Source organism: Stenotrophomonas sp. ZAC14D2_NAIMI4_7, from assembly GCF_003086675.1.
In the GTDB taxonomy this organism is placed as follows: Bacteria; Pseudomonadota; Gammaproteobacteria; order Xanthomonadales; family Xanthomonadaceae; genus Stenotrophomonas.
In genome coordinates this window covers 3,940,431-3,963,149 of record NZ_CP025995.1, presented here as the reverse complement: position 1 = coordinate 3,963,149, position 22,719 = coordinate 3,940,431, and the positions used below count along the sequence as shown (strand labels likewise).

Here is a 22,719-nt window from a genome sequence, read left to right as displayed (position 1 = left end):
GGAACACTGGAACTTCCTACCGCTTTAGCAGTCCAAAACCCGGACTGCTAAGATGAGCCCTATGAGCCAGAACACCTCTACTGCCCTTGTGGCAAACAATCTCCCGATTCCCAGTGCGCTCGGTTCGCTGGACGCCTACATCGGTGCCGTGCACCAGATTCCGGTGCTGTCGGTCGATGACGAACAGGACCTGGCCCGTCGTTTCCGCGACGGTGACGATCTGGACGCTGCGCGCGAGCTGGTGCATTCGCACCTGCGCTTCGTGGTGCACGTGGCCCGCGGTTACAACGGCTACGGCCTTGCGCTGGGCGACCTGATCCAGGAAGGCAACATCGGCCTGATGAAGGCGGTCAAGCGCTTCGACCCGGATATGGGCGTGCGCCTGGTGTCCTTCGCCGTGCATTGGATTCGTGCCGAAATGCACGAGTTCATCCTGAAGAACTGGCGCATCGTGAAGGTCGCCACCACCAAGGCGCAGCGCAAGTTGTTCTTCAACCTGCGCAAGTCGAAGACGCGCCTGGGCTGGATGAACGCGGCCGAAGTGAGCGCGGTGGCCAAGGACCTGAACGTGTCCGAGCGCGAAGTGATGGAAATGGAATCGCGCCTGTCCGGTCGCGATATCGGTTTCGATGCGCCCAGCGATGAGGACAACGAACACGCCCCGCCGTCGCCGGCCGCGTTCCTGGTCGCCAACGACGAAGACCCGTCGATGGCCTACGAACGTGCCGACAGCGAAGACAACCAGCTGCAGCTGCTGCGCGAAGGCCTGGCCGAGCTGGATGCCCGCTCGCGCGACATCATCCGCCGCCGCTGGCTGGACGCCGACAGCAAGGTGACGCTGCAGGAACTGGCCGATGAGTACGGCGTTTCCGCCGAGCGCATCCGCCAGGTCGAAGCGAACGCGCTGAAGAAGATGAAGGCGCTGTTCAACGCGTAACGCGGTGCAGCGTTGGAAAGATGAAAGGCCCGGCAATGCCGGGCCTTTTTTTGTCTGGAGGGGCTCATGCACGCATGCGTGCGCCCACACATCACCCCTCGCGTGCGATCGCGCGCCAGCCGATGTCGGTGCGGTGGAACTCGTTGGCCCAGCTCACCTTGGCCACGCCGGCATAGGCATTGGCCTGCGCGTCGCGCACGCTGTCGCCCAGCGCGGCCACGCACAGCACACGGCCACCGGCGCTCAGCACCTGGCCCTGCGCGTCCAGCGCGGTGCCGGCATGGAACACCTTGGCGCTGGCCGGCACATCGGCCAGGCCGGAAATCACATCACCGGTGATCGGCGATTCCGGGTACGGCTTGGCGGCCAGCACCACGCCCAGCGACGGGCGCGGGTCCCATTGTGCCTCCACCTGGTCCAGGCGACCGTCGATGGCCGCTTCCACCAGGTCCACCAGGTCCGACTGCAGGCGCAGCATCACCGGCTGGGTTTCCGGATCGCCGAAGCGCACGTTGAACTCGATCACCTTCGGCGCGCCGCTGGCATCGATCATCAGCCCGGCATACAGGAAGCCGGTGAACGGAATGCCGTCGGCAATCATGCCCTGCACGGTCGGGTTCACCACCTCGCGCATCACCCGCGCATGCACCTCGGCGGTAACCACCGGGGCCGGCGAATAGGCGCCCATGCCGCCGGTGTTCGGGCCGGTATCGCCGTCGCCCACGCGCTTGTGGTCCTGCGACGTGGCCATCGGCAGGGCGTGTACGCCATCGACCATGGAAATGAAGCTGGCTTCCTCGCCATCGAGGAATTCTTCGATGACCACGCGCGCACCGGCGTCGCCGAACGCATTGCCCGACAGCATGTCGCGCACCGCGTCCTCGGCCTCGGCCAGGGTCATTGCCACGATCACGCCCTTGCCGGCGGCCAGGCCGTCGGCCTTGACCACGATCGGGGCGCCCTTGGCGCGGATGTAGGCCAGCGCCGCGTCAACTTCGGTGTGCACGGCGTAGAACGCGGTGGGAATGTTGTGGCGGGCCAGGAAATCCTTGGCGTAGGCCTTGCTGCCTTCCAGCTGCGCAGCGGCGGCGGTCGGCCCGAAGATGCGCAGGCCGGCGGCGCGGAAGCGGTCGACCACGCCGGCCACCAGCGGCACTTCCGGGCCCACCACGGTCAGCGCCACGCCTTCGCTCTGGGCCAGCGCCAGCAGGCCGTCGATGTCGGTCACCTTCACCGCCACGTTGCGGCACTTGTCCTCGGTGGCGGTGCCGGCATTGCCGGGTGCCACGAGCACTTCACTGACCTGGGGGGATTGGGCCAGCTTCCATGCCAGGGCGTGTTCGCGGCCGCCAGAGCCGATGACGAGGATTTTCATTGAGGGGAGATCCTGGGGGCAGAAGTGAAAGGGAACGGGGGAATCAATCAGCTGGTTTTTTCGTGGAAGCCAGGCGTCTTGCCTCAGCCGTTAGGTCCGCAAGATCAAGCTCGGCTTCGCGCTCGGACGCGATCATTGCGGAAGCGCGTCGTGCAGCGTCAAATTCGGCGTAGCGCCCCGAGATGATGGTTTCCATCTGTTGGTTGGACACGCGGCCGGGGCCATCGAGAATGGCGCGCTCGTTGAAGTCAAGGAAGCGATCGGTCTGCTTGAGCCAGTCCAGCATGCGGGTTTCAACCCGTCGTTCGGCGCGATCTTCAGCGAAATCCAGGAACATGGAAACCAGACGATTGAGCTGTTCCAGCTCTTGTCGATGCAGGTAGTTCTTGGAAACGACGACATCCGACTTGCGAGGCTTGTCGCCTGTCCAGTTGGTCAGGCCCATGTGAGGGGCGTTGGCGTCGGCACGTTCGACGATCAATTGGGCGGCAGTGCGGCCGGTGACAGCGTAGACCAGCTTGTTCTGGATGGTGGCATAGAACGTTTTGGCGGTGGCTGCGCTACCGTCGTAGTCGCTGCTGCTGGCTTTGAACAGATCGCGCAGGGTCTGGTAGAAGCGCTTTTCCGAACTGCGGATATCGCGGATGCGACTCAGCAGCTCCTTGAAGTAATCCGCGCGCTCGGCATCCTTGAGCCGCTCGTCGTCCAGAAGGAAACCCTTGACCAGATACTCTGACAGGGCATCGCTGGCCCATCGACGGAACTGGCTCCCCCGGGGGGAGCGGACACGGAAGCCAACCGCCAGAATCATGTCCAATCGATAGCGCTGAACCGAACGATTGACCGTGCGCGTGCCCTCGGTTTGAACTGTCAAGTAATCCTTGACCGTTCCCTCGGCCCTCAGCTCGTTGTCCTGCAGGATGTTGCGGATGTGAAGGCTGATGTTCTGCTTGGTCGTGTCGAACAGCTCGGCCATCTCGCCCTGGGTCATCCACACCGTCCCTTCCGCAGCGCGCAGATGCACCTCCGTCCGGCCATCGTCGGTACGGTAGAGGATCAGTTCGCCGAGGGGGCTGGTCATGGCCGGTCGCTGTGCCTCACTCGCAGCCCTCGCGCAGCAGCGCGGCGGGGAAGGAATAGGTCCACGTCTTCGGGTCCAGGGTGAAGCGGTGCTGCTGGCGCACGGCGGTGCCACCGCAGGTGCTGCCGGATTCCTCCACCAGCAGCGGCCAGACGCGCGCGCTGCGGTCGCTGTCGTCGAAGCGCTGGCTGAAGTCGATATTGAACACCTTGCTGCGGCAGTCTTCGGCCGCGTCGGCGTCGTCGCAATCGTAGGCGGCGCCATTGTCGATATGGCTGCGCATGCTGCCGGTGTCGACCAGGCCCTTCGGGCCAGGCAGCACCAGCGATTGCGAGATCAGCGAATAGCCCTGGCCGAACCAGCCGTCTTCCACGCGGAAGCCGTAGAAATCGCTGCCGGCGCGCACGATCTGCACCGTGCCGGGCTGGCCGCTGCTGCCGTAGGTGCCACCGGTCAGTTCGGCGGCGACGTCGAAGCCACCGGCGGTGGGCCGCAGCACGTAGAAGTCGATGGTGCCCGGTTCCGGGTGGCCGGCGTCGACCAGTGCGCCGCAGACGGCCAGCAGCTGCTGCCAGCTGTCGCCGCTCACCACCGGCTGCTCGGCGCAGACCTGCCAGCTGACCGGGCGCGTTTCGCCGTCCTGGGTCCAGCTGCCGCGCCAGTCACCCGACAGCGCGGCACCCTGGCCGTAACGCTGGGCCAGGAAGGCCTGCAGCCGGGCAGTGCGGCTGAGCGGGGTCGCCGGTTCGGCGGCCGCCGTCGTGGCGGCCGGCGCTGCAGGGGCAGCGGCCGGCGCAGGATCGGCGGCCGGCGTGCAGCCGGCCAGCAGGGCCGTGCCGGCCAAGGCGAGCACGGTGAGCGGTTTCAAAGAGACTGCAGACATCCGTGTCGCTCCCTGTATCAGTGGCGGAAGTGGCGAACGCCGGTGAACACCATGGCCAGGCCATGTTCGTCGGCGGCGGCGATCACTTCCGCATCGCGCATCGAACCGCCCGGCTGGATCACCGCCTTGATGCCGGCAGCGGCCGCGGCATCGATACCGTCGCGGAACGGGAAGAACGCATCGGAGGCCATCACCGAACCTTCCACCACCAGGTTCGCGTCGGCCGCCTTGATGCCGGCGATGCGCGCGGAATAGACGCGGCTCATCTGCCCGGCGCCGACGCCAATGGTGCGGTTGTCCTTGGCGTACACGATCGCGTTGGACTTCACGAACTTGGCCACCTTCCAGGCAAACAGCAGGTCGGTGAACTGCTTTTCGGTCGGCGCCAGCTTGCTGACCACCTTCAGTTCGTCGCGGGTCATGCCGCGGTTGTCCGAGGACTGCAGCAGCAGGCCCGAGCCCACGCGCTTGCTGTCGAAGTTGTTCAGGCCATCACCGTGCGGAATGCGCAGGACGCGCACGTTGGCCTTCTTCTGCGCGTACTCCAGCGCGGCCGGCTCGTAGTCCGGGGCGATCAGCACTTCGACGAACTGGCGGTCGAGGATGACCTTCGCAGTGGCCGCATCGAGCGGCTTGTTGAAGGCGATGATACCGCCGAAGGCGCTGGTCGGGTCGGTGGCGTAGGCCAGCTCGTAGGCATCGCCGTTGCCGGCACCCACGGCCACGCCGCACGGGTTGGCGTGCTTGACGATGATGCAGGCCGGCGCATCGAACTGGCGCACGCATTCCCACGCCGCATCGGCATCGGCCAGGTTGTTGTAGCTCAGTTCCTTGCCCTGCAGCTGCTGGAAGGTGGCCAGGGTGCCCGGCACCGGGTACAGGTCGCGGTAGAACGCGCCGCTCTGGTGCGGGTTCTCGCCGTAGCGCAGGTCCATCACCTTCACGAAGGTGGAATTCATCTGCGCCGGGTATTCGGCACGCACCGGCACGGCGGCGTCGGTGGCGGTGACCGCCGACAGGTAGTTGCTGATGGCCGCGTCGTACTGGGCCACGCGGTTGAACGCGGCCACCGAGAACGCGAAGCGGGTGGCGGCGCTCAGCTGGCCGTCGTTGGTTTCAAGCGAGGCCAGCAGTTCGGCGTACTGCGACGGGTCGGTGGCCACCGCCACGCGGGCGAAGTTCTTGGCCGCCGAGCGCAGCATGGCCGGGCCGCCGATATCGATGTTTTCCACTGCGTCGGCCAAGGTGCAGTCGGCCTTGGCGGTGACCGCTTCGAACGGGTACAGGTTCAGCACCAGCAGGTCGATGGCGCCAATGCCATGCTCGGCCATCACCGCATCGTCCAGGCCCGAACGGCCCAGCAGGCCGCCGTGCACCATCGGATGCAGGGTCTTGACCCGGCCATCCATCATTTCCGGGAAGCCGGTGACGTCCGCGACGTCCTTCACGGCCAGGCCCATGTCGCGAATGGCCTTGGCGGTGCCGCCGGTGGACAGCAGCTCCACGCCGCGTGCAGCCAGCGCGGTGGCCAGCTCGACCAGGCCGGTCTTGTCGGAAACGGAAAGGAGGGCCCGGCGGACGGGCAACAGATCAGCAGTCATGGGGACAGGGCAATCGGCAGCGGAGCGGGGCCGATATTGTAGTTCGTGGGGGCCGGTGGCGGGCGCTGCGCGGGGCGGTTTCCTGCCCCCGGTGCGTACAAACGCCCGTATCGGCATGCTGGGCCGGGCACGCCATGGGGTAGGCTATGCCGGAACTGCCAAGGATCAGCGGGTTCAGATCGTGTCGATCTATGCATTGAAAGGACGTTTCCAGGACCTCTTGCGTCCGGCCGTGCGCGGGCTCTACCGCCTCGGCATCACCGCCAATACGGTGACCGTGGCTGCCGCCGTGGTCTCGCTGCTGGTGGCCGCCGCCGTGTGGTGCTGCGCGCCTGCGCAGCCGCTGTTGTACCTGCTGCTGCCGCTGTGGATGCTGCTGCGCATGGCGCTCAACGCCGTGGACGGCATGCTGGCCCGCGAGTTCGGCCAGCAATCGAAGCTGGGTGCCTACCTGAACGAGTTGTGCGATGTGATTGCCGACGCCGCGCTGTACCTGGCCCTGCTCAGCGTGCCGGGCGTACGGCTGGAGGCACTGTGGCTGCTGGCCTGGACCGCGGCGCTGAGCGAATACGCCGGCGTACTGGGGCTGATGGTCGGCGCCAGCCGCCGCTACGACGGCCCGATGGGCAAGAGCGACCGCGCCTTCGTGATCGGTGCGCTGGGCCTGCTGCTGGCGTTCGGGTGGGTTGGCGCGATGACGGTCACTGGCGTGGCGGCGGCCATGGCCGCACTGTGCGTGCTGACGATGATCAACCGCGTCCGCCGCGGGCTGCAGGAAGCGGCGCTTCCGCCGCAGTAATCAACGACAAACAACAAGACAATCTGGAGATTGCATGCGTCAGGCGCAGGAACGGGAATTCCACAGCTTCGACCAGGTACCGCTGTTCTACCGGTACTGGGCGAGCACTACGACCACCACGCCGGCAAAGGCCATCGTGCTGCTGCATCGCGGCCACGAACATTCCGGCCGGGTCACCCACCTGGTCGATGAGCTGGACCTGCCCGATACCGCGTTCTTCGCCTGGGATGCGCGCGGCAACGGCCGTTCGCCCGGCGCGCGCGGCGATGCACCGGGCTTCCCGGCGCTGGTGCGTGACCTGGACAGCTTCATCGCCCACATCGGTGCCGAGCACGGCATCGCGGTAGAGGACATCGTGGTGATCGCGCAGAGTGTGGGCGCCGTGGTGGCCGCCACCTGGGTGCACGATTACGCACCGCGCCTGCGCGCATTGGTGATGGCCTCGCCGGCGTTCAAGGTGAAGCTGTACGTACCATTCGCGCGCGCTGGCCTGACCCTGATGCAGAAGCTGCGCGGCAACTTCTTCGTCAACAGCTATGTGAAACCGCAGTGGCTGACCCACGACCCGGCGCGGGTGGAAAGCTACCGCACCGATCCGCTGATCACCCGGCCGATCTCGGTGCGCGTGCTGCTGGGCCTGTACGAAGCGGCCGACCGCATCGTTGCCGACGCGCAGGCGATCAGCGTGCCGGTGCAGCTGCTGGTGTCCGGTTCGGATTTCGTGGTGCACCGTGGCCCGCAGGACCGCTTCTACGAGCGCCTGTCCAGCCCGATCAAGGAGCGCGTGCACCTGCCGGGCTTCTTCCACGACACCCTCGGCGAGCGTGACCGCGCACCGGCGCTGGCGCGCATCCGCAGCTTCATCCAGGCACGCTTCGCCGAGCCGCTGCGCGAACTGTCGCGGCGCGATGCACACCGCCACGGCCCGACGTTCGAAGAATCGGAGATTCTGTCGTGGCCGCCCGAGCGCAACAGCTTGGCCGACGTCCGCTGGCGCGTCGTGCGCGGCGGCCTGCGCTTCGGTGGCACGCTGTCCGAGGGCATTGCCCTGGGCCTGCAGACCGGTTTCGATTCGGGCAGCACGCTGGACTACATCTACCGCGACGAAGCACGCGGCAAGGGCCCGCTCGGGCGCATGGTCGACCGCAACTATCTCGATGCGATCGGCTGGCGCGGCATCCGCGTGCGCGGCCAGCACCTGCAGGAACTGCTGCGCGACGCCGCCCAGCGCCTGCGCGGGCAGGGCACGCCGGTACGCGTGCTGGACGTGGCCGCAGGCCATGGGCGCTACGTGCTGGAAGCGCTGGGGCAGGGCGAGCAGCGCGCCGAGCGCATCGTGCTGCGCGATTTCAGCGAACTGAACGTGACCCAGGGCCAGGCCTTGATCGAACGCCTGGGGGCGGCCGACATCGCCCGCTTCGAACAGGGCGATGCATTCGACCCGGCGCAGCTGGCGAAGGTGGACCCGGCGCCGACGCTGGCGGTGGTGTCCGGCCTGTACGAACTGTTCCCCGACAACGACGCGGTGCTGCGCTCGCTGCAAGGCATTGCCGCGACCGTACCGGTGGGCGGCTACCTGGCCTATACCGGCCAGCCCTGGCACCCGCAGCTGGAGTTCATCGCCCGGGCGCTCACCAGCCATCGCGGTGGTGCGGCGTGGGTGATGCGCCGTCGTACCCAGCAGGAAATGGATGAGCTGGTGCGCCTGGCCGGCTTCCAGAAGGTGGCCCAGCGCATCGACGAGTTCGGCATCTTCACCGTGTCGCTGGCGCGCCGGGTCGGCTGATGTCCGCCGTCGCCGCCACCCCGGTGGCCCCCACGGCGCGCCCCTGGCGGCGTGCCCTGTTGTGGCTGGTGCTGCTGGGGCCGTTCTTCTTCACCAGTTACGGCTTTGCCAACTGGATGGCCGGTCGTCAGACCGACGTGCCGGTGCTGGCCTTTGCCTGGGAAACCCACGTTCCGTTCGTGGCCTGGACCATCGTGCCGTACTGGTCCATCGATCTGTTCTATGCCATCTCGCTGTTCCTGTGCCGGCAGCGGCTGGAACTGGACCGCCACGCGCTGCGCTTGTTCAGTGCGCAGCTGATCGCGGTGAGCTGTTTCCTGCTGTGGCCGTTGCGCTTCAGTTTCCAGCGGCCGGAGATCGACGGCGTATTCGGCTGGTTGTTCGATGTGCTGCTGGGCTTCGACAAGCCGTTCAACCAGGCACCGTCGCTGCACATCGTGCTGCTGATCGTGCTGTGGGTGAAGTTCGCCCAGTACCTGCACGGCGCGTGGCGCTGGGTGCTGCACGGGTGGGCGCTGCTGATCGGCATTTCGGTGCTGACCACCTTCCAGCACCACTTCATCGACGTGCCCACCGGGCTGCTGGTGGGCTGGCTGTGCGTGTGGCTGTGGCCCGACCAGGGCGTGCCACCGCTGCGCGCATGGCGCACCGCGCGCGACCCGAAGCGCTGGCGCCTTGCGCTGCTGTACCTGCTGGGGGCGGCAGTGCTGCTGCTGCCGGTGCTGCAGTGGCGCGGCGCGGCGCTGTGGCTGCTGTGGCCGGTGCTGTCGCTGCTGCTGGTGGCGCTGGCCTATGCCGGGCTGGGCATGGCGGTGTTCCAGAAGCGCGCCGATGGCCGGCTGAGCATGGCCGCACGCTGGCTGCTGGCGCCGTACCTGGCCGCGGCATGGATCAATTCGCGGCTATGGACACGGCGTGCGCCGCAGCCGGTGCAGGTGGCCGACGGTGTGTGGCTGGGGCGCCTGCCCAGCGGCCGCTTGCCGGCGCCGCTGCAGGGCGTGGTCGATACCTGTGCCGAGCTGTCCTGCCGCGCCCCGGGCGCGGTCTATGCCGGGGTGCCGATGCTGGACCTGGTGGTGCCCAGCGCTGCGCAGCTGCGCGCCGCCGCCGCGTCGATCGAGCGCCTGCACGCGCAGGGCCCGCTGCTGGTGTGCTGCGCGCTGGGCTATTCGCGCAGTGCCGCCAGCGTGGCGACGTGGCTGCTGTGCAGTGGCCGCGCCGCCGATGCCGCACAGGCAGTGGCGCGGGTGCGCCAAGCACGGCCGTCCGTCGTGCTGCACGACGTTCACGTGTTGGCGATCGCGGCTGCTGCCGCACAGGAGACTACGCTATGAGCCAGGCCCCGGACCTGCCGATGATGCACCTGCTGCTGCGCCAGGGCCGCTGGCCTGCCGCGCTGTCGCTGGGACTGTTGCTGGTGGGGCTGTTGCTGCTGGGTATCGAGCCGGGGCTGGCGATGATCGCCGCCGGCCTGGTGCTGCTGAGCGTGGCGCTGGGCGTGGTGCAGGCGTACTTCGCGGTGCGCGTGCAGTTGGATGCCAGCCTGCTGCGGTTGCTGCTGCAGGAAGGTCTGCAGGGCGAGGCGGCAGCACACCGGGTCGACCAGGCCCTGCACCTGGCCGGGCTGCGCCGGCTGCCGGCCGATGCGCCGCTGCGTGGCTGGGACGCGCGCTGGGCCGGCATGCGCGGCCTGCTGTTGCGCCAGTATCTGTTCACCGCGCTGCAGTTCGTGGCGGTGCTGCTGGCCGTGTTGTGGCCGCAGACCTGAGGGGAACCTGATGTTCGCAAGCGTGATTGCCCGCGCCTGTAGTGGCGCCATCCATGTGCTGACCGGTGCGCGCGCGCTGTGGATCGGCTGCGCGCCGTCCAGCGACCACCGCGTGTACTACGGCAACCATGCCAGCCACGGTGACTTCGTGCTGATCTGGTCGTCGATGCCGCCCGCGTTGCGCCGCCAGGTGCGGCCGGTGGCTGCAGCCGAGTACTGGCAGCGCGATGGCCTGCGCCGCTACCTGATCGATGCGGTGTTCAACGGCGTGCTGGTGGAACGCGAAGCGGCGCGCCGCCAGCAGGACCCCCTGCAGGTGCTGCGCGATGCGGTGGATGAAGGCTGTTCGCTGATCCTGTTTCCGGAAGGCACGCGCAACACCGGCGAGGAGCCGCTGCTGCCGTTCAAGAGTGGCATTTACCATCTGGCGCGGCAGCGCCCGGAACTGGAGTTCGTACCGGTGTGGATCGACAACCTGAAGCGGGTGATGCCCAAGGGCCGCTTCCTGCCGCTGCCGTTGCTGTGCACGGCAACCTTCGGCGCACCGCTGCGCCTGCAGGCCGAGGAGGACAAGGCGGCGTTCCTGGCGCGCAGCCGGCAGGCGCTGCTTGACCTGGCACCGAACGGGGGCCGCGCATGAGCTTTCTGATCGATGTGTCCGGCGATCTGGCCACGCAGAGCGTGGGCCAGCAGACCGGGCTGCTGTTCGGCGGCATCGGCGCGGTGCTGGTGCTGGCCACGGTGGTGGCCGAGACCCTGCGCTGGCGCCAGCGCGGCCAGCCCAGCGCGGTCATCGCCAACCTGGTCTCGCGCATCCGCGCGTGGTGGGTGATGGCGATCGTGGTGGGCGGCGCGCTGTTGTTCGGCCGCGCCGGGGTGATCGTGCTGTTCGCCATCATTTCGCTGTTCGCGCTGCGCGAGTTCATCACCCTGGCGCCTACCCGGTCGGGCGATTACTACGCGTTGCTGGCGGCGTTCTACATCGTGCTGCCGTGGCAGTACTACCTGGTGTGGATCGACTGGTACGGCATGTACACCCTGCTGATTCCGGTCTACGCGTTTCTGTTCCTGCCCATCCTGTCGACCATCGGCGGCGATACCACCCACTACCTCGAGCGCACGGCCAAGGTGCAGTGGGGGCTGATGATCTGCGTGTTCTGCATTTCGCACGTGCCGCTGCTGCTGAACCTGCAGGTGCCGGGCCATGACCCGGCGCGCAACGTGCTGTTGTTCGCCTTCCTGGTGATCGTGGTGCAGTCGTCCGATGTGCTGCAGTACATCTGGGGCAAGCTGCTGGGCCGGCGTCTGATCGCACCGAAGCTGTCGCCGTCGAAGACGGTGGAAGGGTTCGTGGGCGGGGTGCTGAGCGCCAGCGCGCTGGGTGCGGCGCTGTGGTGGATCACCCCGTTCACGCCGCTGCAGGCGTTCGGGCTGTCCCTGCTGATCAACCTGATGGGGTTCTGGGGCGGCCTGGTGATGTCGGCGATCAAGCGCGACCGTGGCATCAAGGACTGGGGGCACATGATCGAAGGCCACGGCGGCATGCTCGATCGGCTGGATTCAGTGTGCTTCGCCGCACCGGTGTTCTTCCATGTGGTGCGGTATTACTGGAAGGCGGGCGGGGGCGGTTGATCAAACCGGGGTCGGATCCCTTCGCACAGCGAAGGGCTCTGACCCCTGGAGCGAAACTGACCCGCATCTGCAGAGTCGAGCCATGCTCGACTGCTCTTCGCAGATTGCCTCGCACAGAAGCAGTCGAGCATGGCTCGACTCTACACACCGGTGCGCTTACGCGCTGATGCCGTATTCCTTCAGCTTCTTGCGCAGGGTGGCGCGGTGGATGCCCAGCATGGCCGCGGCACGGCTCTGGTTGCCTTCGCAATGGTTGAGCACTTCCACGAACAGCGGAATCTCCATCTCGCGCAGCACGATCTCGTACACATCGTCCGCATCGCAGCCATCAAGGTCGCGCAGGTAGCGGCGCACGGACTGGGCTACGTGTTCGCGCAGCGGTGGCCGGGCAGCGCCACGACTGGTGTCAGGACGAGTGAGGACAGCGTTCAAGGGGGTTCCCGATCTGAAGGCCGGTGCGCGCGGCGCGCGCAGGCGGACGTGTGATTGGCCGTCAGTCTAGCGCGAGCGTGCCCGAGCTGCCACGGCCTGACGCCTCGACCTTGGTCAGAGGAACTCGAAGGTGAATGCGACGGTGGAGGCCGCCGGCTCCTGCACGCGGAACGCGACCCGCGCGCTCTGCCCGGGCTCCAGCGTGGCCGCCGGGTCCTCGCCCAGGTACTGCGCCGGGGTGAACACCCCGCTGCCGATCAGGCGGCCATCGGCATCGGACAACGACAGACGCAGGTCCGGCCAGGCCTGTGCCCAGCGTGCATCGTTGCGGATGCTGGCTTGGACCTGCAGCACGCCTGCCTGCCCCGGCAGGGGGCGGATCTCGCGGCTGGTCATGGTGAACGCCGTGGGTTCGCGCCAGGCCGGCAGGCTGCAGCGAAGCACGCCGCACAGCGCGCTGATCCAAGGCCGATGGCCGGCATCGGCGGCCAGGCGCGCGCGGTCGGCCAGCACGCTCTGCAGCACCAGCAACAGGGCCAGGCCTGCAACCAGCGCCCAGTGCCAGCGCGGTGACGGTCGCGCGCGCGGACGCATGCCCAGGAAGCTGGGCGCCTCGCTGGCAACGGCCGCATCCATCGTGTCGCTTTCGGCCCGGTCGACGTCGACATCGGCGCGTGCGACGGGCTCCTCGTGCTGCGCGAGCGAGGGCGCGGTGTCCTGATCGTCCTCCGCGGCCTCGCCTTCCTGCAGCAGCTGCGGGGCGGCGTGACCGGTGGCGTCGGCAGGTGCAGCGTCGGCTCCCGGCGCAGTGCGCAGGAAGGTGGCCAGCGGGCGACGCGGCGGGTTCGGCTCGGACATCGTCAGGGCACCGGCTCGGATCCAGCGCTCATTCAACCACGATCAGGCGCGGCGTACGCCGGTGATGCGCATCCAATCGCCATCCTGGGTGGCCTGCAGTTCGTCGAACCAGGCGGCATAGCGCTGCAGCAGTTCGCCTTCCTGGCCATGCAGAATGCCCGACAGGGCGATGCGGCCACCGGCAGCCACGCGTGCGGCCAGCAGTTCGGCCAGTGCGTCCAGCGCCGAGGCCAGGATGTTGGCGACCACGATGGGGTAGGTTGCCAGCGGTTCGTCCTGCGGCAGATAGACGTGCATGCGCGCCTGCTCGCCATTGCGCTCGGCGTTGTCGGCGGTAGCCACCAGCGCCTGCGGGTCGTTGTCCACGCCGATCGCTTCGGCCGCGCCCAGCTTCAGTGCCGCCAGGGCCAGGATGCCCGAGCCACAGCCGAAGTCGAGCACGCGCTGGCCCTGCAACTGGCCGTCCACGGCCAGCTGGTCCAGCCAGCGCAGGCACAGCGCGGTGGTCGGGTGGGTGCCCGAGCCGAAGGCCAGGCCCGGGTCCAGGCGCACGACGGCAGCATCGGCGGCCTGCGCGGCTTCCGGCAGTTCGTGGTTCCACGGCACGATCCAGGTGCGGCTGCCGAAATCCATCGGCTGGAACTGGTCCAGCCAGGCACGTTCCCAGTCTTCGTCTTCCACGGCGCGGAAGCTGCCGCCGCTCCAGTCCAGGTCCGGGTCGAAGGCTTCCAGCGCTGCCAGCAGCAGCAGCGCATTGCTGTCGGCCGGGAACAGCGCGCTCAATACCAGGGTGTCCCACAGCGGGGTTTCGCCCACGCCCGGTTCGAGGATGGCCTGCTCGTTGCTGGTGTCGGCTTCGGCATCAAGCAGGGTGACGGCCAGCGCGCCTACGTCCTCCAGCGCGTTTTCATAGCGGGGCTGGGTGGCTTCGGTGCAGCGCAGGGTCAGTTCCAGGAACGGCATGGCGGTGGGGGCAATCGCGGGAAAGGGGGCCATGCTAGACCATCCGGCCGTCTCCGTATGCCCTGAGATGAACCGCAGCGGTTCAGACAGCGCTTCGGGGGCTTGCTAAACTGCCGGCTTTGCTGTGTCCCGCGTCCACTCCTGTCGCCCATGGCCTTCGCTCCCACCCTGAAAACCTGGTTGCTCGTGCTGCCCGCCGTGGCGGTGCTTGGCGTGGCCGGTTACCGGGCCAGCGGCCATGGCCACGCGATGGAGGATGGCGTGGCGGTGCCGATGGGCGTGTCCGCGCCGTCGGTGGACGATGCGTTGGCGCCGGTGATGCCCGAAGCGTTGGCCCGGCGTCTGTCGGGCATCGAGCGCAGTACCGCGCTGCCGTCGGGTCTGCCGTTGGATATCCGCGCGGACATCGAAGGCGAGACCGATCTGTTCGCCTATGCGCAGCGCCTGCGCGTGCAGGCCGACAACGGCAACCACGAAGCGCGCTGGATGCTGAGCCGGGTCTACGACTACTGCGCGCAGTACGCGGTGGATCCGGGTGGTTACCGCCTGGACAACAATGTGCTGGCCGGGCTGGGGCTGAGTGCGGCGCCGGCCATGGTGCAGGCGCGCGAACGCGTGGCCCAGCGCTGCGGTGGCTTCGTGCCGGGCGACAAGCTGGGCCCGGCGCTGGTGATCGGCGAGCGTCGGCGCGCGGCGCAGGAAGGCAACCTGGCGGCGGAAGCATCGCTGCTGGCCGAAGGTGAGCCGCTGCAGGACAGCGAGCAGTATCGCCGTGAGCTGGTGCAGCGCGTGCAGGCATCGCGCGATCCAGAGGCCTACATGGCGCTGGCGCCGGCCATGGGCCTGCGCGCGGCGGGCGACAAGGCGATGACCGGCATGATCGCCGGCGAACAGCTGAGCGAGCTGGCCTGGCGTGTTGCCGCCTGCGAACTGGGGCTGCCGTGTGGCGCGGACAGTGTGCTGGTGAACAGTTATTGCGCGAACGGAGGGATCTGTTCGCAGGGTGGAACGCAGGATTTCCGGGATTTCGTGTATGACGCCGCGGTTTCGCGGCAAGGTGCGGGGAAGATGAAAGAGTGGATCAAGCGGTTGATTGGTACGGGAGCAGGGCGATGAACTACCGTCGTTTGGTACATGGCGCCAAGTTCTGGTTCTGGGTGGTGTTGTTCGTGGCCTACTCGGCCGGTGCGGTCGGCCTGTTGATGATCGACACCTACGAAGATCGCTACCGGCACCTGTCGAAGGTGGAATTGACCACGGTGAAGGCGCAGGAAGACGTGCGCCGCGCCGGTGCCAGCCAGGTCGCTGCGGTGTACCGCGCGCAGAGTGGGGTGCCGTTCGCTTCGTTGCCGGCCGGCAGCACCTTCCAGGTGGTCTGGCCCGATGGTTCCACCGAGACCATGGTGATCGTCGATCCGACCTCGCCCAATGGCGTGCGCCCGCTGGCCAATTCGCAGATTCCCGCCGAAGTGGCCGACAAGCGCTGACCCGTGCCCGGTAGCGCCGGGCCATGCCCGGCGGCGTTGCGCATCGTCGCCGCGCGCAACGGAAAAGGGCGGGGAAATCCCCGCCCTTTCCGTGTCCAGCGTTGGCTGCGCAATCAGGTCAATGCGATCGGCTTGTTCTTGCGTTCGGCCAGGCGCTTTTCCAGGTAGTGGATGTTCTGCCCACCGGCCTGGAAGCCCTTGTCACGCATGATGCGCTGCTGCAGCGCCACGTTGGTCTTGATGCCGTCCACCACCATCTCGCTCAGCGCCACCCGCATGCGGGCGATGGCGGTCTCGCGGTCCGGGCCGTGCACGATCAGCTTGCCGATCATCGAGTCGTAGTTCGACGGCACGCGGTAGCCACTGTAGATGTGGGTGTCCACGCGCACGCCGGGGCCGCCCGGCGGATGGAAGCCGGTGATGGTGCCCGGGCTCGGCACGAAGGTTTCAGCATCTTCGGCGTTGATGCGGCATTCGATGGCGTGGCCGGTCAGCACCACGTCGCTCTGCTTGATCGACAGCTTCTGGCCAGCGGCGATCTTCAGCTGCTCGGCCACCAGGTCGATGCCGGTCACCATCTCGGTCACCGGATGTTCCACCTGGATGCGGGTGTTCATTTCGATGAAGTAGAAGCGGCCGTCCTCGTACAGGAACTCGAACGTGCCGGCGCCGCGGTAGCCGATGCGGATGCAGGCTTCCACGCACACCTTGCCGATCTGCTCGCGCTGCTCGGCGGTGATGCCCGGTGCCGGGGCTTCTTCCACCACCTTCTGGTGGCGGCGCTGCATCGAGCAGTCGCGCTCACCCAGATGGATGGCGTTGCCCTGGCCGTCGGCCAGCACCTGGATCTCCACGTGGCGCGGGTTCTCCAGGAACTTCTCCATGTAGACCTCGCCATTGCCGAACGCGGCCTTGGCCTCGCTCTTGGTGGTTTCGATCGAGGTCTTCAGCGAGGCTTCGGCGTGCACCACGCGCATGCCGCGGCCACCGCCGCCACCGGCCGCCTTGATGATGACCGGGTAGCCGATCTCGCGGGCGATCTTGGTGTTGGCCACGATGTCTTCGCCCAGCGGGCCGCCCGAGCCGGGCACGCACGGCACGCCAGCGGACTTCATCGCGCGGATCGCTTCGACCTTGTCACCCATCATGCGGATGGTGTCGGCCTTGGGGCCGATGAAGATGAAGCCGGACTCTTCCACGCGCTCGGCGAAATCGGCGTTTTCCGACAGGAAGCCGTAGCCCGGGTGGATGGCCTGGGCGTCGGTGACTTCAGCGGCGGCGATCAGCGCCGGAATGTTGAGGTAGCTCTGCGGCGACGGCGCCGGGCCGATGCAGACCGACTCGTCGGCCATGGCCACGTGCTTGAGGTTGCGGTCGACCGTGGAATGCACGGCCACCGTGCGGATGCCCAGGGTGTGGCACGCGCGCAGGATGCGCAGCGCGATCTCCCCTCGGTTGGCAATGACGACTTTGTCGAGCATGGCGTGCCCCTCAGCCGATCACGAACAGCGGCTGGTCGAATTCCACCGGCTGCCCGTTCTCGCCCAGGATGGCGACGATGGTGCCGGACTTGTCGGCTTCGATCGGGTTGAACATCTTCATCGCTTCGATGATGGCCAGGGTTTCGCCTTCCTTGACCTGCTGGCCAACGGTGACGAAGGCCGGCTTGTCCGGGGCCGCCGAAGCGTAGAAGGTGCCGACCATCGGCGAACGCAGCACGTGGCCTTCCGGCAGGGCCGGGCCCGGCTTGGCGGTGCCGCCGGTGGAGGCTTCGGTGGGCGACTGCATCGGCATGGCCGGCGCAGCCGGCGCCGCCGGCGCGGCGTACACCGGGGCAGCGACCGGCGCGGCGTAGCTGGCCACCGGGGCGCGCGACAGGCGCACGGACTCTTCGCCTTCCTTGATTTCGATTTCAGCCAGGTTCGACTCTTCCAGCAGGTCGATCAGCTTCTTGATTTTGCGCAGATCCATGAGGGCCTCTTTGGTTTCTATCTAGGTGAGGAGGGCGCCGTGGGCGCCCGGTTCGACAATCAGGTGGCCGACAGCCGCAGCAGGGCCGCGTCCATCGCGTAGCGGTAGCTGTCGGCGCCGAAACCGCACACCACACCCACCGCCTTGTCGCTGAAATAGCTGTGCTGGCGGAACGGTTCGCGGGTATGGGGGTTGGACAGGTGGATTTCGATGAACGGCACGGCCACCGCTGCCAGCGCGTCGCGCAGGGCGACCGAGGTGTGGGTGAAGGCGGCGGGGTTGATCAGGATGAAAGCGGTCCCGTCGGCGCGTGCGGCCTGTACGCGGTCCACCAGCACGTGCTCGGCGTTGGATTGCAGGCTGTCCACGGCGTGGCCGGCGGCGCCCGCCTGGGCGGCCAGGGCCTGATCGATGTCGGCCAGCGTGGTGCGCCCGTAGACCTCCGGCTCGCGCGTGCCGAGCAGGTTGAGGTTGGGGCCGTGCAGGACCAGCAGCTTCGCCATGGAATCCGATCAACGGGAAAGGGCGGCAGTCTGGCGGAACCTGAGGATGGTGTCCAGTTCGGCGAAGTTTGCGGCGTTTCAATCGTTTGTTGGAAATTCGCCGAGGCCCTTGTGGCCGTATGCGGCAGGGCGGATCAAGGCTGGCTGAACGCCCTGCGCGCGCGGGATGCCGGCATGTACGCCGATGATGCGCGCAAACGGGGTGGATGGGGGGCCGGTCACCCGCTGGGTGATCCGGCCCCGGTGCTGCGTCAGGCGGACTTGCGCAGCAGGGCGATGGCCGGCGGTACCTGGTCCAACCACCAGCGCGGGTCGGCACTGCCATCGTGGACCGTGCCGTCACGCTGAACGTAGTGGCGTACATCGCGGCCGCTGTCGCTCAGTTCGCCGGCCAGCACCCGTTCCAGCCACTCCGCACCGTAGCGGAAGATCTCCGCGGCAACACCGCCCAGCGGATGGAACTCGTTTTCGTAGACGCGCAGTTCCTTGGGCGCGCGGATACGCTCGAAGTTGGCGATGGCATCGGCCAGTGGGGTCAGTTCGTCGAATTCGCCGATGCCCACCAGTACCGGGCAGCGGATGTCGGCCACCCCGGCCCCCAGCGGCATCCGCGCGACCAGTTCGCGGTCGAAGGTGTCCGCATCGGTGTGGCCGGACATGTACATGTAGTTGGCCTTGAAGGTGGGCTGGGCCCGTTCGAAGATCGTGGTGAAATCGCCGGTCACCCCTTCGAAACTGGCCAATGCCTTCAGGCGCGGCTCGCAGGCGGCGGCGCGGTGGCCCCAGTAGCCGCTCATGCTGATGCCGAACATGGCGATGCGATCGGCATCCACTTCCGGCAGCGCAGCCAGATAGTCGATGTAGGCGCTGATGGCGCGCTCGTAGTTGTCCAGGGTCACCACCAGGCCGTTGGCGCGGGATTCGCCCTGGCCCGGGCCTTCAATGGACAGCGCCACCACCCCGCGGGAGGTGTAGTAGCGGTCGGCGGCATGGATGTAGTCCTCCTTGATCATGTCCATGCCCGGGCCCAGGATGACCGCGGCCGCCCCCTGTACCGGGCCTGCCGGCAGGTGCAGCAGGGCATACAGCGTCTTGCCCTCGAACGGAATCTCCACACGTCGCACACGGCCCTGGCGCAGCGCACCGATGCGGGCAACCGCGTGGTTGGCGTGCGTGCGGAACGCGTGCTTGCGCGGATCGGCCGCATCGAAGATGGAGTACTGCGCGCGGCCCCACATGACGGCGGCGCGTACATACAGGTCGGCCGCGGTCTGTGCGTGGCCATCGCGGTCGTAATGCGCCGCTTTGCGCTCGATCTCACCGGCTACCGTGGCCCAGGCCTTGGGTAGCATGGCGCCACTCTTCACCAGGGAAAACACCCGGTCGAAATCGGCCGGGTCGTGCCCCAACTGGACCAGGGTGGCCTTGGCCTCGGGGTGCAGGGCGTCGAAGCCGCCCTGGGCCAGGGCGATATCCAGCACCCAGCTTTGTGCTGCGGAACGTGAACTCATTGCGGTGTCTCCAGAAAAGGACGGAAGCGCGATGGCCATTTGCTAAGTACTAAACTAAATTCCGTGCGCTATCCTGTCAAACCCTTCCCAGCCCGTGGTCTGCCATGGTTCATGCTGTCCCGACTGCCGAACGCGCGGCGTTCGACGCTTTGGCCCGTGCGGCGTACCAGCTAAGCGCGGCCGACGCGCGGCTGCGCGGCCGCGCCACCCGTGAAGCCGGGGCACTGTCGATGACCCACGCGCGGGTACTGAAGCTGCTGGACGAGCGCGGGCCGCTGTCGGTCACTGCGCTGGCCGAGGGCACCGAGACCTCGACGGCAGCGGTGACCCAGCTGCTGAAGGGGTTGGTCGCGGCCGGCTATGTGGACAAGCAGGAATCGGCCGACGACCGCCGCAAGGTACGGGTGAAGCTGACGGCCACCGGGCGCGCCCGCCACCGGCAGCGCGAAGCACGCATCCAACAGTGGATGCAGCAGGCCCTGGCACAGCATTCCGATGCCGAACTGGCAGCGGCCACGCAGATCCTCGGGCAGCTGGGGGCCCTGTACGACGCGCTGTAAACCGCACGCAGGCTTTACATGATCACGGCTCCATTTATAATCGACCGGATGGTTAAAAATGGAGTGCGCCCATGGGTCGCCGCAAAAGTATTGATCCGCAGCAGGTGCTGGATGCTGCCGAGCGCGTGGTGGCCCAGGTGGGCGCCGCGCGCCTGACCCTGGATGCCGTGGCCGCCGAGGCCGGGGTCAGCAAGGCGTCGGTGGTCTACGACTTCCAGTCCAAGGCCGGCCTCATCCACGCGGTGGTGGAACGTGCGGTCGCCCGCGACAACGCCTTCAACCGCGAGGCAGCCGCCGGGTTCGACCAGGATGCGGTGCTGCGCGGGCGGCTTGCCGCTGCGGCCCAACCCTTTCCCGAAGCATTCCAACCCGTGGCGCTTGCACTGTGCGCTGCCATGGCGCAGGACCCGCAGTTGCGCGCCCCCATCCAGCACAACCAGGCGCAGATCCTGGCCGAGATCCAGCAGCAGGCGCGCCATCCGCGTAGCGCGATGCTGGCCTACCTGGCGCTGGAAGGCATGAAGCTGCTGGAGTCGCTGGACTACGTGCAGTGGCCACCCGCGCAACGGCAGCAGCTGCTGCACGACATCGGCGCACTGATCGACACCGCGCCGCGCTGACCCCGCTCTCTCCCCCCGAGGTACCCCGATGAGTTCTTCCACCCTCTTCCTGACCGGAGGAAGCGGCTATGTGGGCCGCAATCTGATTCGCCGCCTGTGTGCCGATGGCCACCACGTGCGCGCGCTGGTGCGCAGCGACCAGGCCGCCGCGACGGTACAGGCGCTGGGCGCCCAGGCCGTGCACGGTGATCTGCTGGACCCGGGCATGGCCGCAGCGATGTCAGGCTGCGCGGCGCTGATCCACGCGGCCGCCGACACCGACCACCGCAATGCTTCGCCCAACCAGTGGCAGACCAACGTGGAAGGCACCCGCAACGCGTTGACGGCGGCGCGCAGCGCGGGCGTGCCCGTTGCCATCGTGCTCAGCAGTGAGTCGGCGCTGACCAGCGGCGCGCCGCTGCAGCAGGCCCGCGAAGACCACCCGTATCCCGCGCGGGCGGCTGGCACTTACGGCGCCAGCAAGGCCGAGGCAGAACGCGTGGCGTTGGCGCTGTCCACGCCACAGTTCGCGGTGAAGGTGCTGCGCCCGCGCTTCGTGTGGGGCCGCGACAACACCACGGCCATGCCGTACCTGCTGCAGGCCGTGCGCAGCGGCCGCTTCGCGTGGATCGATGGCGGCCACTACCTGACCTCGGCCACCCACGTGGACAACCTGGCCGAAGCGGTGTGCTGCGCGCTGAACCGCGGCGCAGGTGCACGCATCTACCACGTCTGCGACGGCGCGCCGGTGCCGTTCCGGCGCTTGATTGGCGCCCAGCTGCTGGCCCATGGCGTGCAACCGCCTGACAAACAAGTTCCACGCGCGCTGCTGCGGGTATTTGTCGGGCTGGACGATCTGTTCCGCGCGCTGCGGCTGCCGCTGCGCGCGCCGATGACCCGCCAGGAATTCGCATCCTCTGCGGTGGAAGTGACCCTGGACGACAGCCGTGCGCGCAGCGAACTGGGCTACCGGCCGGTGCTCACGCTGGAGGCCGGCATTGCACTGCTGAAGACCCAGGTGGCGGCGCAGGAGTGAGGTTCAGCGGGCGGTGGGTGGCAGGCTGTCGCGCGGCGCATGGCCAAACAGGCGGCTGAACTCGCGGCTGAACTGGGACGGACTTTCATAGCCCACGGCGAAGGCGGCAGCCGCAATGCCGGTGCCGCCCCGCTGCAGCAGGCGGCGCGCTTCCAACAGCCGCAGCTGCTTCTGGTATTGCAGCGGCGACAGGCCGGTGGCCGCGCGGAAATGGCGGTAGAACAGTGTGCTGCCCATGCCCGCGCGGCTGGCCAGCGCCGCGGTATCCAGCGGCTGGCGGAAGCCGCGCTGCACGCTGCGGATTGCACTGGCCATGCGCCGGGCCACGGGCGATGGCTGGGCCATGGCCAACAACGCCGGTGCGGCCGCACCCTGCAGCAGACGGAACAGCAGTTCGCGCTGCAAGGCTGGCCATAGCAACTGCTGGGCCTGGGATGTATCCACGGCCAGTTCCAGCAGCCGCTGCAGGCACCCAAGTATCGGTGCCTGCAGTGCCACCACGCTGAAAGGTGCGGGCGCTGCAGCGTCACCTCTCGGCTGGTCGCGCAGTTCGGCCAGCAACTGTCTCAGCGCAGCGGTGTCCAGTTCGATCACCAGGCCCACGAAGGGGGTCTGGGGATTGCCTCGGGTCACTACACCGCGGGCGGGGACGGGCAGCCGGGTCAGCAGCGCATCGCCTGCGCGATAGTCGAGCACCGCATCGCCCACCAGCACCTGCTTGGCGCCCTGCAGGACCGTGCCCAGCGCAGGACGATACAGCGCGGGGGCGGGTACGCGCGGTGCGCCCGACTGTGCCAGCCAGGCGCCGGGCAGCAGTTGCAGCAGCGATTCTGCGGCGGCGCCACGCGCGCGCAGCACCGATTGCGCCTGCAGGGTCAATGCATGCAACGTGGCAGGACGTCCGTCAGTGGCAAGGGAATCGGGCAAGGGTCGTGTG

At 67.8% G+C, this 22,719-nt stretch carries 24 protein-coding genes; 12 read left to right on the top strand and 12 right to left on the bottom strand.

Annotation, left to right across the window (positions count from 1 at the left end; genetic code table 11):
- The first annotated feature begins 61 nt into the window (after nucleotides 1-61).
- Nucleotides 62-937, top strand: a complete 876-nt coding sequence (rpoH, locus tag C1922_RS18090; protein ID WP_108751041.1) for an RNA polymerase sigma factor RpoH — start codon at nucleotides 62-64, stop codon at nucleotides 935-937.
- Nucleotides 938-1,028: 91 nt separating this feature from the next.
- Here the strand turns inward: rpoH and purD are convergent, their stop codons facing one another.
- Genes purD through purH form a run of 4 tightly spaced genes read right to left on the bottom strand, consistent with a single transcriptional unit; the run spans nucleotide 1,029 to nucleotide 5,877 of the window.
- Nucleotides 1,029-2,312, bottom strand: coding sequence for a phosphoribosylamine--glycine ligase (purD, locus tag C1922_RS18085; protein ID WP_108751040.1), 1,284 nt, complete (start codon nucleotides 2,310-2,312; stop codon nucleotides 1,029-1,031).
- Nucleotides 2,313-2,355: 43 nt separating this feature from the next.
- On the bottom strand, nucleotides 2,356-3,393 hold the full coding sequence (locus C1922_RS18080) for a virulence RhuM family protein (protein ID WP_108751039.1): 1,038 nt from the start codon (nucleotides 3,391-3,393) through the stop codon (nucleotides 2,356-2,358).
- Nucleotides 3,394-3,409: 16 nt separating this feature from the next.
- Nucleotides 3,410-4,276 (bottom strand): hypothetical protein, encoded by an 867-nt coding sequence (locus C1922_RS18075; RefSeq protein WP_108751038.1) that lies wholly within the window; start codon nucleotides 4,274-4,276, stop codon nucleotides 3,410-3,412.
- A gap of 17 nt (nucleotides 4,277-4,293) precedes the next feature.
- Nucleotides 4,294-5,877 carry a bifunctional phosphoribosylaminoimidazolecarboxamide formyltransferase/IMP cyclohydrolase gene (purH, locus tag C1922_RS18070; protein WP_108751037.1) on the bottom strand — a complete coding sequence of 528 codons (1,584 nt, stop codon included), beginning with the start codon at nucleotides 5,875-5,877 and terminating at the stop codon, nucleotides 4,294-4,296.
- A gap of 181 nt (nucleotides 5,878-6,058) precedes the next feature.
- On the opposite strand from purH, the gene C1922_RS18065 reads away from it, so the two are divergent.
- Genes C1922_RS18065 through C1922_RS18040 form a run of 6 tightly spaced genes read left to right on the top strand, consistent with a single transcriptional unit; the run spans nucleotide 6,059 to nucleotide 11,862 of the window.
- Entirely contained in the window at nucleotides 6,059-6,676 is a 618-nt protein-coding gene (locus C1922_RS18065) for a CDP-alcohol phosphatidyltransferase family protein (RefSeq protein ID WP_108751036.1), read from the top strand.
- A gap of 34 nt (nucleotides 6,677-6,710) precedes the next feature.
- Complete coding sequence (locus C1922_RS18060) at nucleotides 6,711-8,462, top strand: bifunctional alpha/beta hydrolase/class I SAM-dependent methyltransferase (RefSeq protein WP_108751035.1); 1,752 nt, start codon at nucleotides 6,711-6,713, stop codon at nucleotides 8,460-8,462.
- A gap of 23 nt (nucleotides 8,463-8,485) precedes the next feature.
- Entirely contained in the window at nucleotides 8,486-9,796 is a 1,311-nt protein-coding gene (locus C1922_RS18055) for a phosphatase PAP2/dual specificity phosphatase family protein (RefSeq protein WP_199912265.1), read from the top strand.
- A complete protein-coding gene (locus C1922_RS18050) occupies nucleotides 9,793-10,230 on the top strand; it encodes a hypothetical protein (protein ID WP_108751033.1) in 438 nt (145 codons plus the stop codon). The genes C1922_RS18055 and C1922_RS18050 overlap by 4 nt, the downstream gene beginning before the upstream one ends.
- Nucleotides 10,231-10,240: 10 nt before the next feature.
- Nucleotides 10,241-10,870 carry a lysophospholipid acyltransferase family protein gene (locus C1922_RS18045; RefSeq protein ID WP_108751032.1) on the top strand — a complete coding sequence of 210 codons (630 nt, stop codon included), beginning with the start codon at nucleotides 10,241-10,243 and terminating at the stop codon, nucleotides 10,868-10,870.
- Nucleotides 10,867-11,862 carry a phosphatidate cytidylyltransferase gene (locus tag C1922_RS18040; protein ID WP_108751031.1) on the top strand — a complete coding sequence of 332 codons (996 nt, stop codon included), beginning with the start codon at nucleotides 10,867-10,869 and terminating at the stop codon, nucleotides 11,860-11,862. Before C1922_RS18045 ends, C1922_RS18040 begins: the two co-directional genes overlap by 4 nt.
- A gap of 156 nt (nucleotides 11,863-12,018) precedes the next feature.
- Here C1922_RS18040 and fis read toward each other — a convergent pair whose 3' ends face one another.
- The 3 genes from fis to prmA form a co-directional block, all read right to left on the bottom strand.
- Nucleotides 12,019-12,294: a DNA-binding transcriptional regulator Fis gene (gene fis / locus C1922_RS18035; RefSeq protein WP_108751030.1), complete on the bottom strand. Its 276-nt coding sequence runs from the start codon at nucleotides 12,292-12,294 to the stop codon at nucleotides 12,019-12,021.
- 114 nt (nucleotides 12,295-12,408) lie between these two features.
- The gene (locus C1922_RS18030) at nucleotides 12,409-13,152 is read right to left on the bottom strand and encodes a DUF3426 domain-containing protein (protein WP_108751029.1); all 744 of its coding nucleotides are present in this window, start codon (nucleotides 13,150-13,152) and stop codon (nucleotides 12,409-12,411) included.
- Nucleotides 13,153-13,194: 42 nt separating this feature from the next.
- Nucleotides 13,195-14,115: a 50S ribosomal protein L11 methyltransferase gene (prmA, locus tag C1922_RS18025; RefSeq protein ID WP_108751028.1), complete on the bottom strand. Its 921-nt coding sequence runs from the start codon at nucleotides 14,113-14,115 to the stop codon at nucleotides 13,195-13,197.
- A gap of 150 nt (nucleotides 14,116-14,265) precedes the next feature.
- Here prmA and C1922_RS18020 point away from each other — a divergent pair, with 150 nt between their 5' ends.
- Both C1922_RS18020 and C1922_RS18015 read left to right on the top strand, forming a co-directional pair.
- Nucleotides 14,266-15,231 carry a hypothetical protein gene (locus C1922_RS18020; RefSeq protein WP_108751027.1) on the top strand — a complete coding sequence of 322 codons (966 nt, stop codon included), beginning with the start codon at nucleotides 14,266-14,268 and terminating at the stop codon, nucleotides 15,229-15,231.
- Nucleotides 15,228-15,602: a hypothetical protein gene (locus tag C1922_RS18015; protein WP_108751026.1), complete on the top strand. Its 375-nt coding sequence runs from the start codon at nucleotides 15,228-15,230 to the stop codon at nucleotides 15,600-15,602. Before C1922_RS18020 ends, C1922_RS18015 begins: the two co-directional genes overlap by 4 nt.
- Nucleotides 15,603-15,715: 113 nt before the next feature.
- Here the strand turns inward: C1922_RS18015 and accC are convergent, their stop codons facing one another.
- From accC to C1922_RS17995, 4 genes are all read right to left on the bottom strand, one after another.
- Nucleotides 15,716-17,083 (bottom strand): acetyl-CoA carboxylase biotin carboxylase subunit, encoded by a 1,368-nt coding sequence (gene accC / locus C1922_RS18010; RefSeq protein ID WP_010481079.1) that lies wholly within the window; start codon nucleotides 17,081-17,083, stop codon nucleotides 15,716-15,718.
- 10 nt (nucleotides 17,084-17,093) lie between these two features.
- Nucleotides 17,094-17,573, bottom strand: coding sequence for an acetyl-CoA carboxylase biotin carboxyl carrier protein (gene accB / locus C1922_RS18005; RefSeq protein ID WP_108751025.1), 480 nt, complete (start codon nucleotides 17,571-17,573; stop codon nucleotides 17,094-17,096).
- A 59-nt stretch (nucleotides 17,574-17,632) separates the two neighbouring features.
- Complete coding sequence (aroQ, locus tag C1922_RS18000; RefSeq protein ID WP_108751024.1) at nucleotides 17,633-18,076, bottom strand: type II 3-dehydroquinate dehydratase; 444 nt, start codon at nucleotides 18,074-18,076, stop codon at nucleotides 17,633-17,635.
- Nucleotides 18,077-18,327: 251 nt separating this feature from the next.
- Nucleotides 18,328-19,587, bottom strand: a complete 1,260-nt coding sequence (locus C1922_RS17995; RefSeq protein WP_108751023.1) for an alpha/beta hydrolase — start codon at nucleotides 19,585-19,587, stop codon at nucleotides 18,328-18,330.
- Nucleotides 19,588-19,691: 104 nt separating this feature from the next.
- On the opposite strand from C1922_RS17995, the gene C1922_RS17990 reads away from it, so the two are divergent.
- From C1922_RS17990 to C1922_RS17980, 3 genes are all read left to right on the top strand, one after another.
- The gene (locus C1922_RS17990; protein ID WP_108751022.1) at nucleotides 19,692-20,147 is read left to right on the top strand and encodes a MarR family transcriptional regulator; all 456 of its coding nucleotides are present in this window, start codon (nucleotides 19,692-19,694) and stop codon (nucleotides 20,145-20,147) included.
- A gap of 71 nt (nucleotides 20,148-20,218) precedes the next feature.
- A complete protein-coding gene (locus C1922_RS17985; protein WP_108751021.1) occupies nucleotides 20,219-20,767 on the top strand; it encodes a TetR/AcrR family transcriptional regulator in 549 nt (182 codons plus the stop codon).
- A 28-nt stretch (nucleotides 20,768-20,795) separates the two neighbouring features.
- The gene (locus C1922_RS17980) at nucleotides 20,796-21,782 is read left to right on the top strand and encodes an NAD-dependent epimerase/dehydratase family protein (RefSeq protein ID WP_108751020.1); all 987 of its coding nucleotides are present in this window, start codon (nucleotides 20,796-20,798) and stop codon (nucleotides 21,780-21,782) included.
- 3 nt (nucleotides 21,783-21,785) lie between these two features.
- Here C1922_RS17980 and C1922_RS17975 read toward each other — a convergent pair whose 3' ends face one another.
- Nucleotides 21,786-22,670: an AraC family transcriptional regulator gene (locus C1922_RS17975; RefSeq protein ID WP_159092022.1), complete on the bottom strand. Its 885-nt coding sequence runs from the start codon at nucleotides 22,668-22,670 to the stop codon at nucleotides 21,786-21,788.
- Nucleotides 22,671-22,719: the final 49 nt, after the last annotated feature.

Bases quoted from the DNA above. Each gene is read 5' to 3' on its own strand.
- rpoH (WP_108751041.1), top strand. From the start codon at position 62: ATGAGCCAGAACACCTCTACTGCCCTTGTGGCAAACAATCTCCCGATT.
- purD (WP_108751040.1), bottom strand. From the start codon at position 2,312: ATGAAAATCCTCGTCATCGGCTCTGGCGGCCGCGAACACGCCCTGGCA.
- C1922_RS18080 (WP_108751039.1), bottom strand. From the start codon at position 3,393: ATGACCAGCCCCCTCGGCGAACTGATCCTCTACCGTACCGACGATGGC.
- C1922_RS18075 (WP_108751038.1), bottom strand. From the start codon at position 4,276: ATGTCTGCAGTCTCTTTGAAACCGCTCACCGTGCTCGCCTTGGCCGGC.
- purH (WP_108751037.1), bottom strand. From the start codon at position 5,877: ATGACTGCTGATCTGTTGCCCGTCCGCCGGGCCCTCCTTTCCGTTTCC.
- C1922_RS18060 (WP_108751035.1), top strand. From the start codon at position 6,711: ATGCGTCAGGCGCAGGAACGGGAATTCCACAGCTTCGACCAGGTACCG.
- C1922_RS18050 (WP_108751033.1), top strand. From the start codon at position 9,793: ATGAGCCAGGCCCCGGACCTGCCGATGATGCACCTGCTGCTGCGCCAG.
- C1922_RS18045 (WP_108751032.1), top strand. From the start codon at position 10,241: ATGTTCGCAAGCGTGATTGCCCGCGCCTGTAGTGGCGCCATCCATGTG.
- C1922_RS18040 (WP_108751031.1), top strand. From the start codon at position 10,867: ATGAGCTTTCTGATCGATGTGTCCGGCGATCTGGCCACGCAGAGCGTG.
- C1922_RS18030 (WP_108751029.1), bottom strand. From the start codon at position 13,152: ATGTCCGAGCCGAACCCGCCGCGTCGCCCGCTGGCCACCTTCCTGCGC.
- prmA (WP_108751028.1), bottom strand. From the start codon at position 14,115: ATGCCGTTCCTGGAACTGACCCTGCGCTGCACCGAAGCCACCCAGCCC.
- C1922_RS18020 (WP_108751027.1), top strand. From the start codon at position 14,266: ATGGCCTTCGCTCCCACCCTGAAAACCTGGTTGCTCGTGCTGCCCGCC.
- C1922_RS18015 (WP_108751026.1), top strand. From the start codon at position 15,228: ATGAACTACCGTCGTTTGGTACATGGCGCCAAGTTCTGGTTCTGGGTG.
- accC (WP_010481079.1), bottom strand. From the start codon at position 17,083: ATGCTCGACAAAGTCGTCATTGCCAACCGAGGGGAGATCGCGCTGCGC.
- accB (WP_108751025.1), bottom strand. From the start codon at position 17,573: ATGGATCTGCGCAAAATCAAGAAGCTGATCGACCTGCTGGAAGAGTCG.
- aroQ (WP_108751024.1), bottom strand. From the start codon at position 18,076: ATGGCGAAGCTGCTGGTCCTGCACGGCCCCAACCTCAACCTGCTCGGC.
- C1922_RS17995 (WP_108751023.1), bottom strand. From the start codon at position 19,587: ATGAGTTCACGTTCCGCAGCACAAAGCTGGGTGCTGGATATCGCCCTG.
- C1922_RS17990 (WP_108751022.1), top strand. From the start codon at position 19,692: ATGGTTCATGCTGTCCCGACTGCCGAACGCGCGGCGTTCGACGCTTTG.
- C1922_RS17985 (WP_108751021.1), top strand. From the start codon at position 20,219: ATGGGTCGCCGCAAAAGTATTGATCCGCAGCAGGTGCTGGATGCTGCC.
- C1922_RS17980 (WP_108751020.1), top strand. From the start codon at position 20,796: ATGAGTTCTTCCACCCTCTTCCTGACCGGAGGAAGCGGCTATGTGGGC.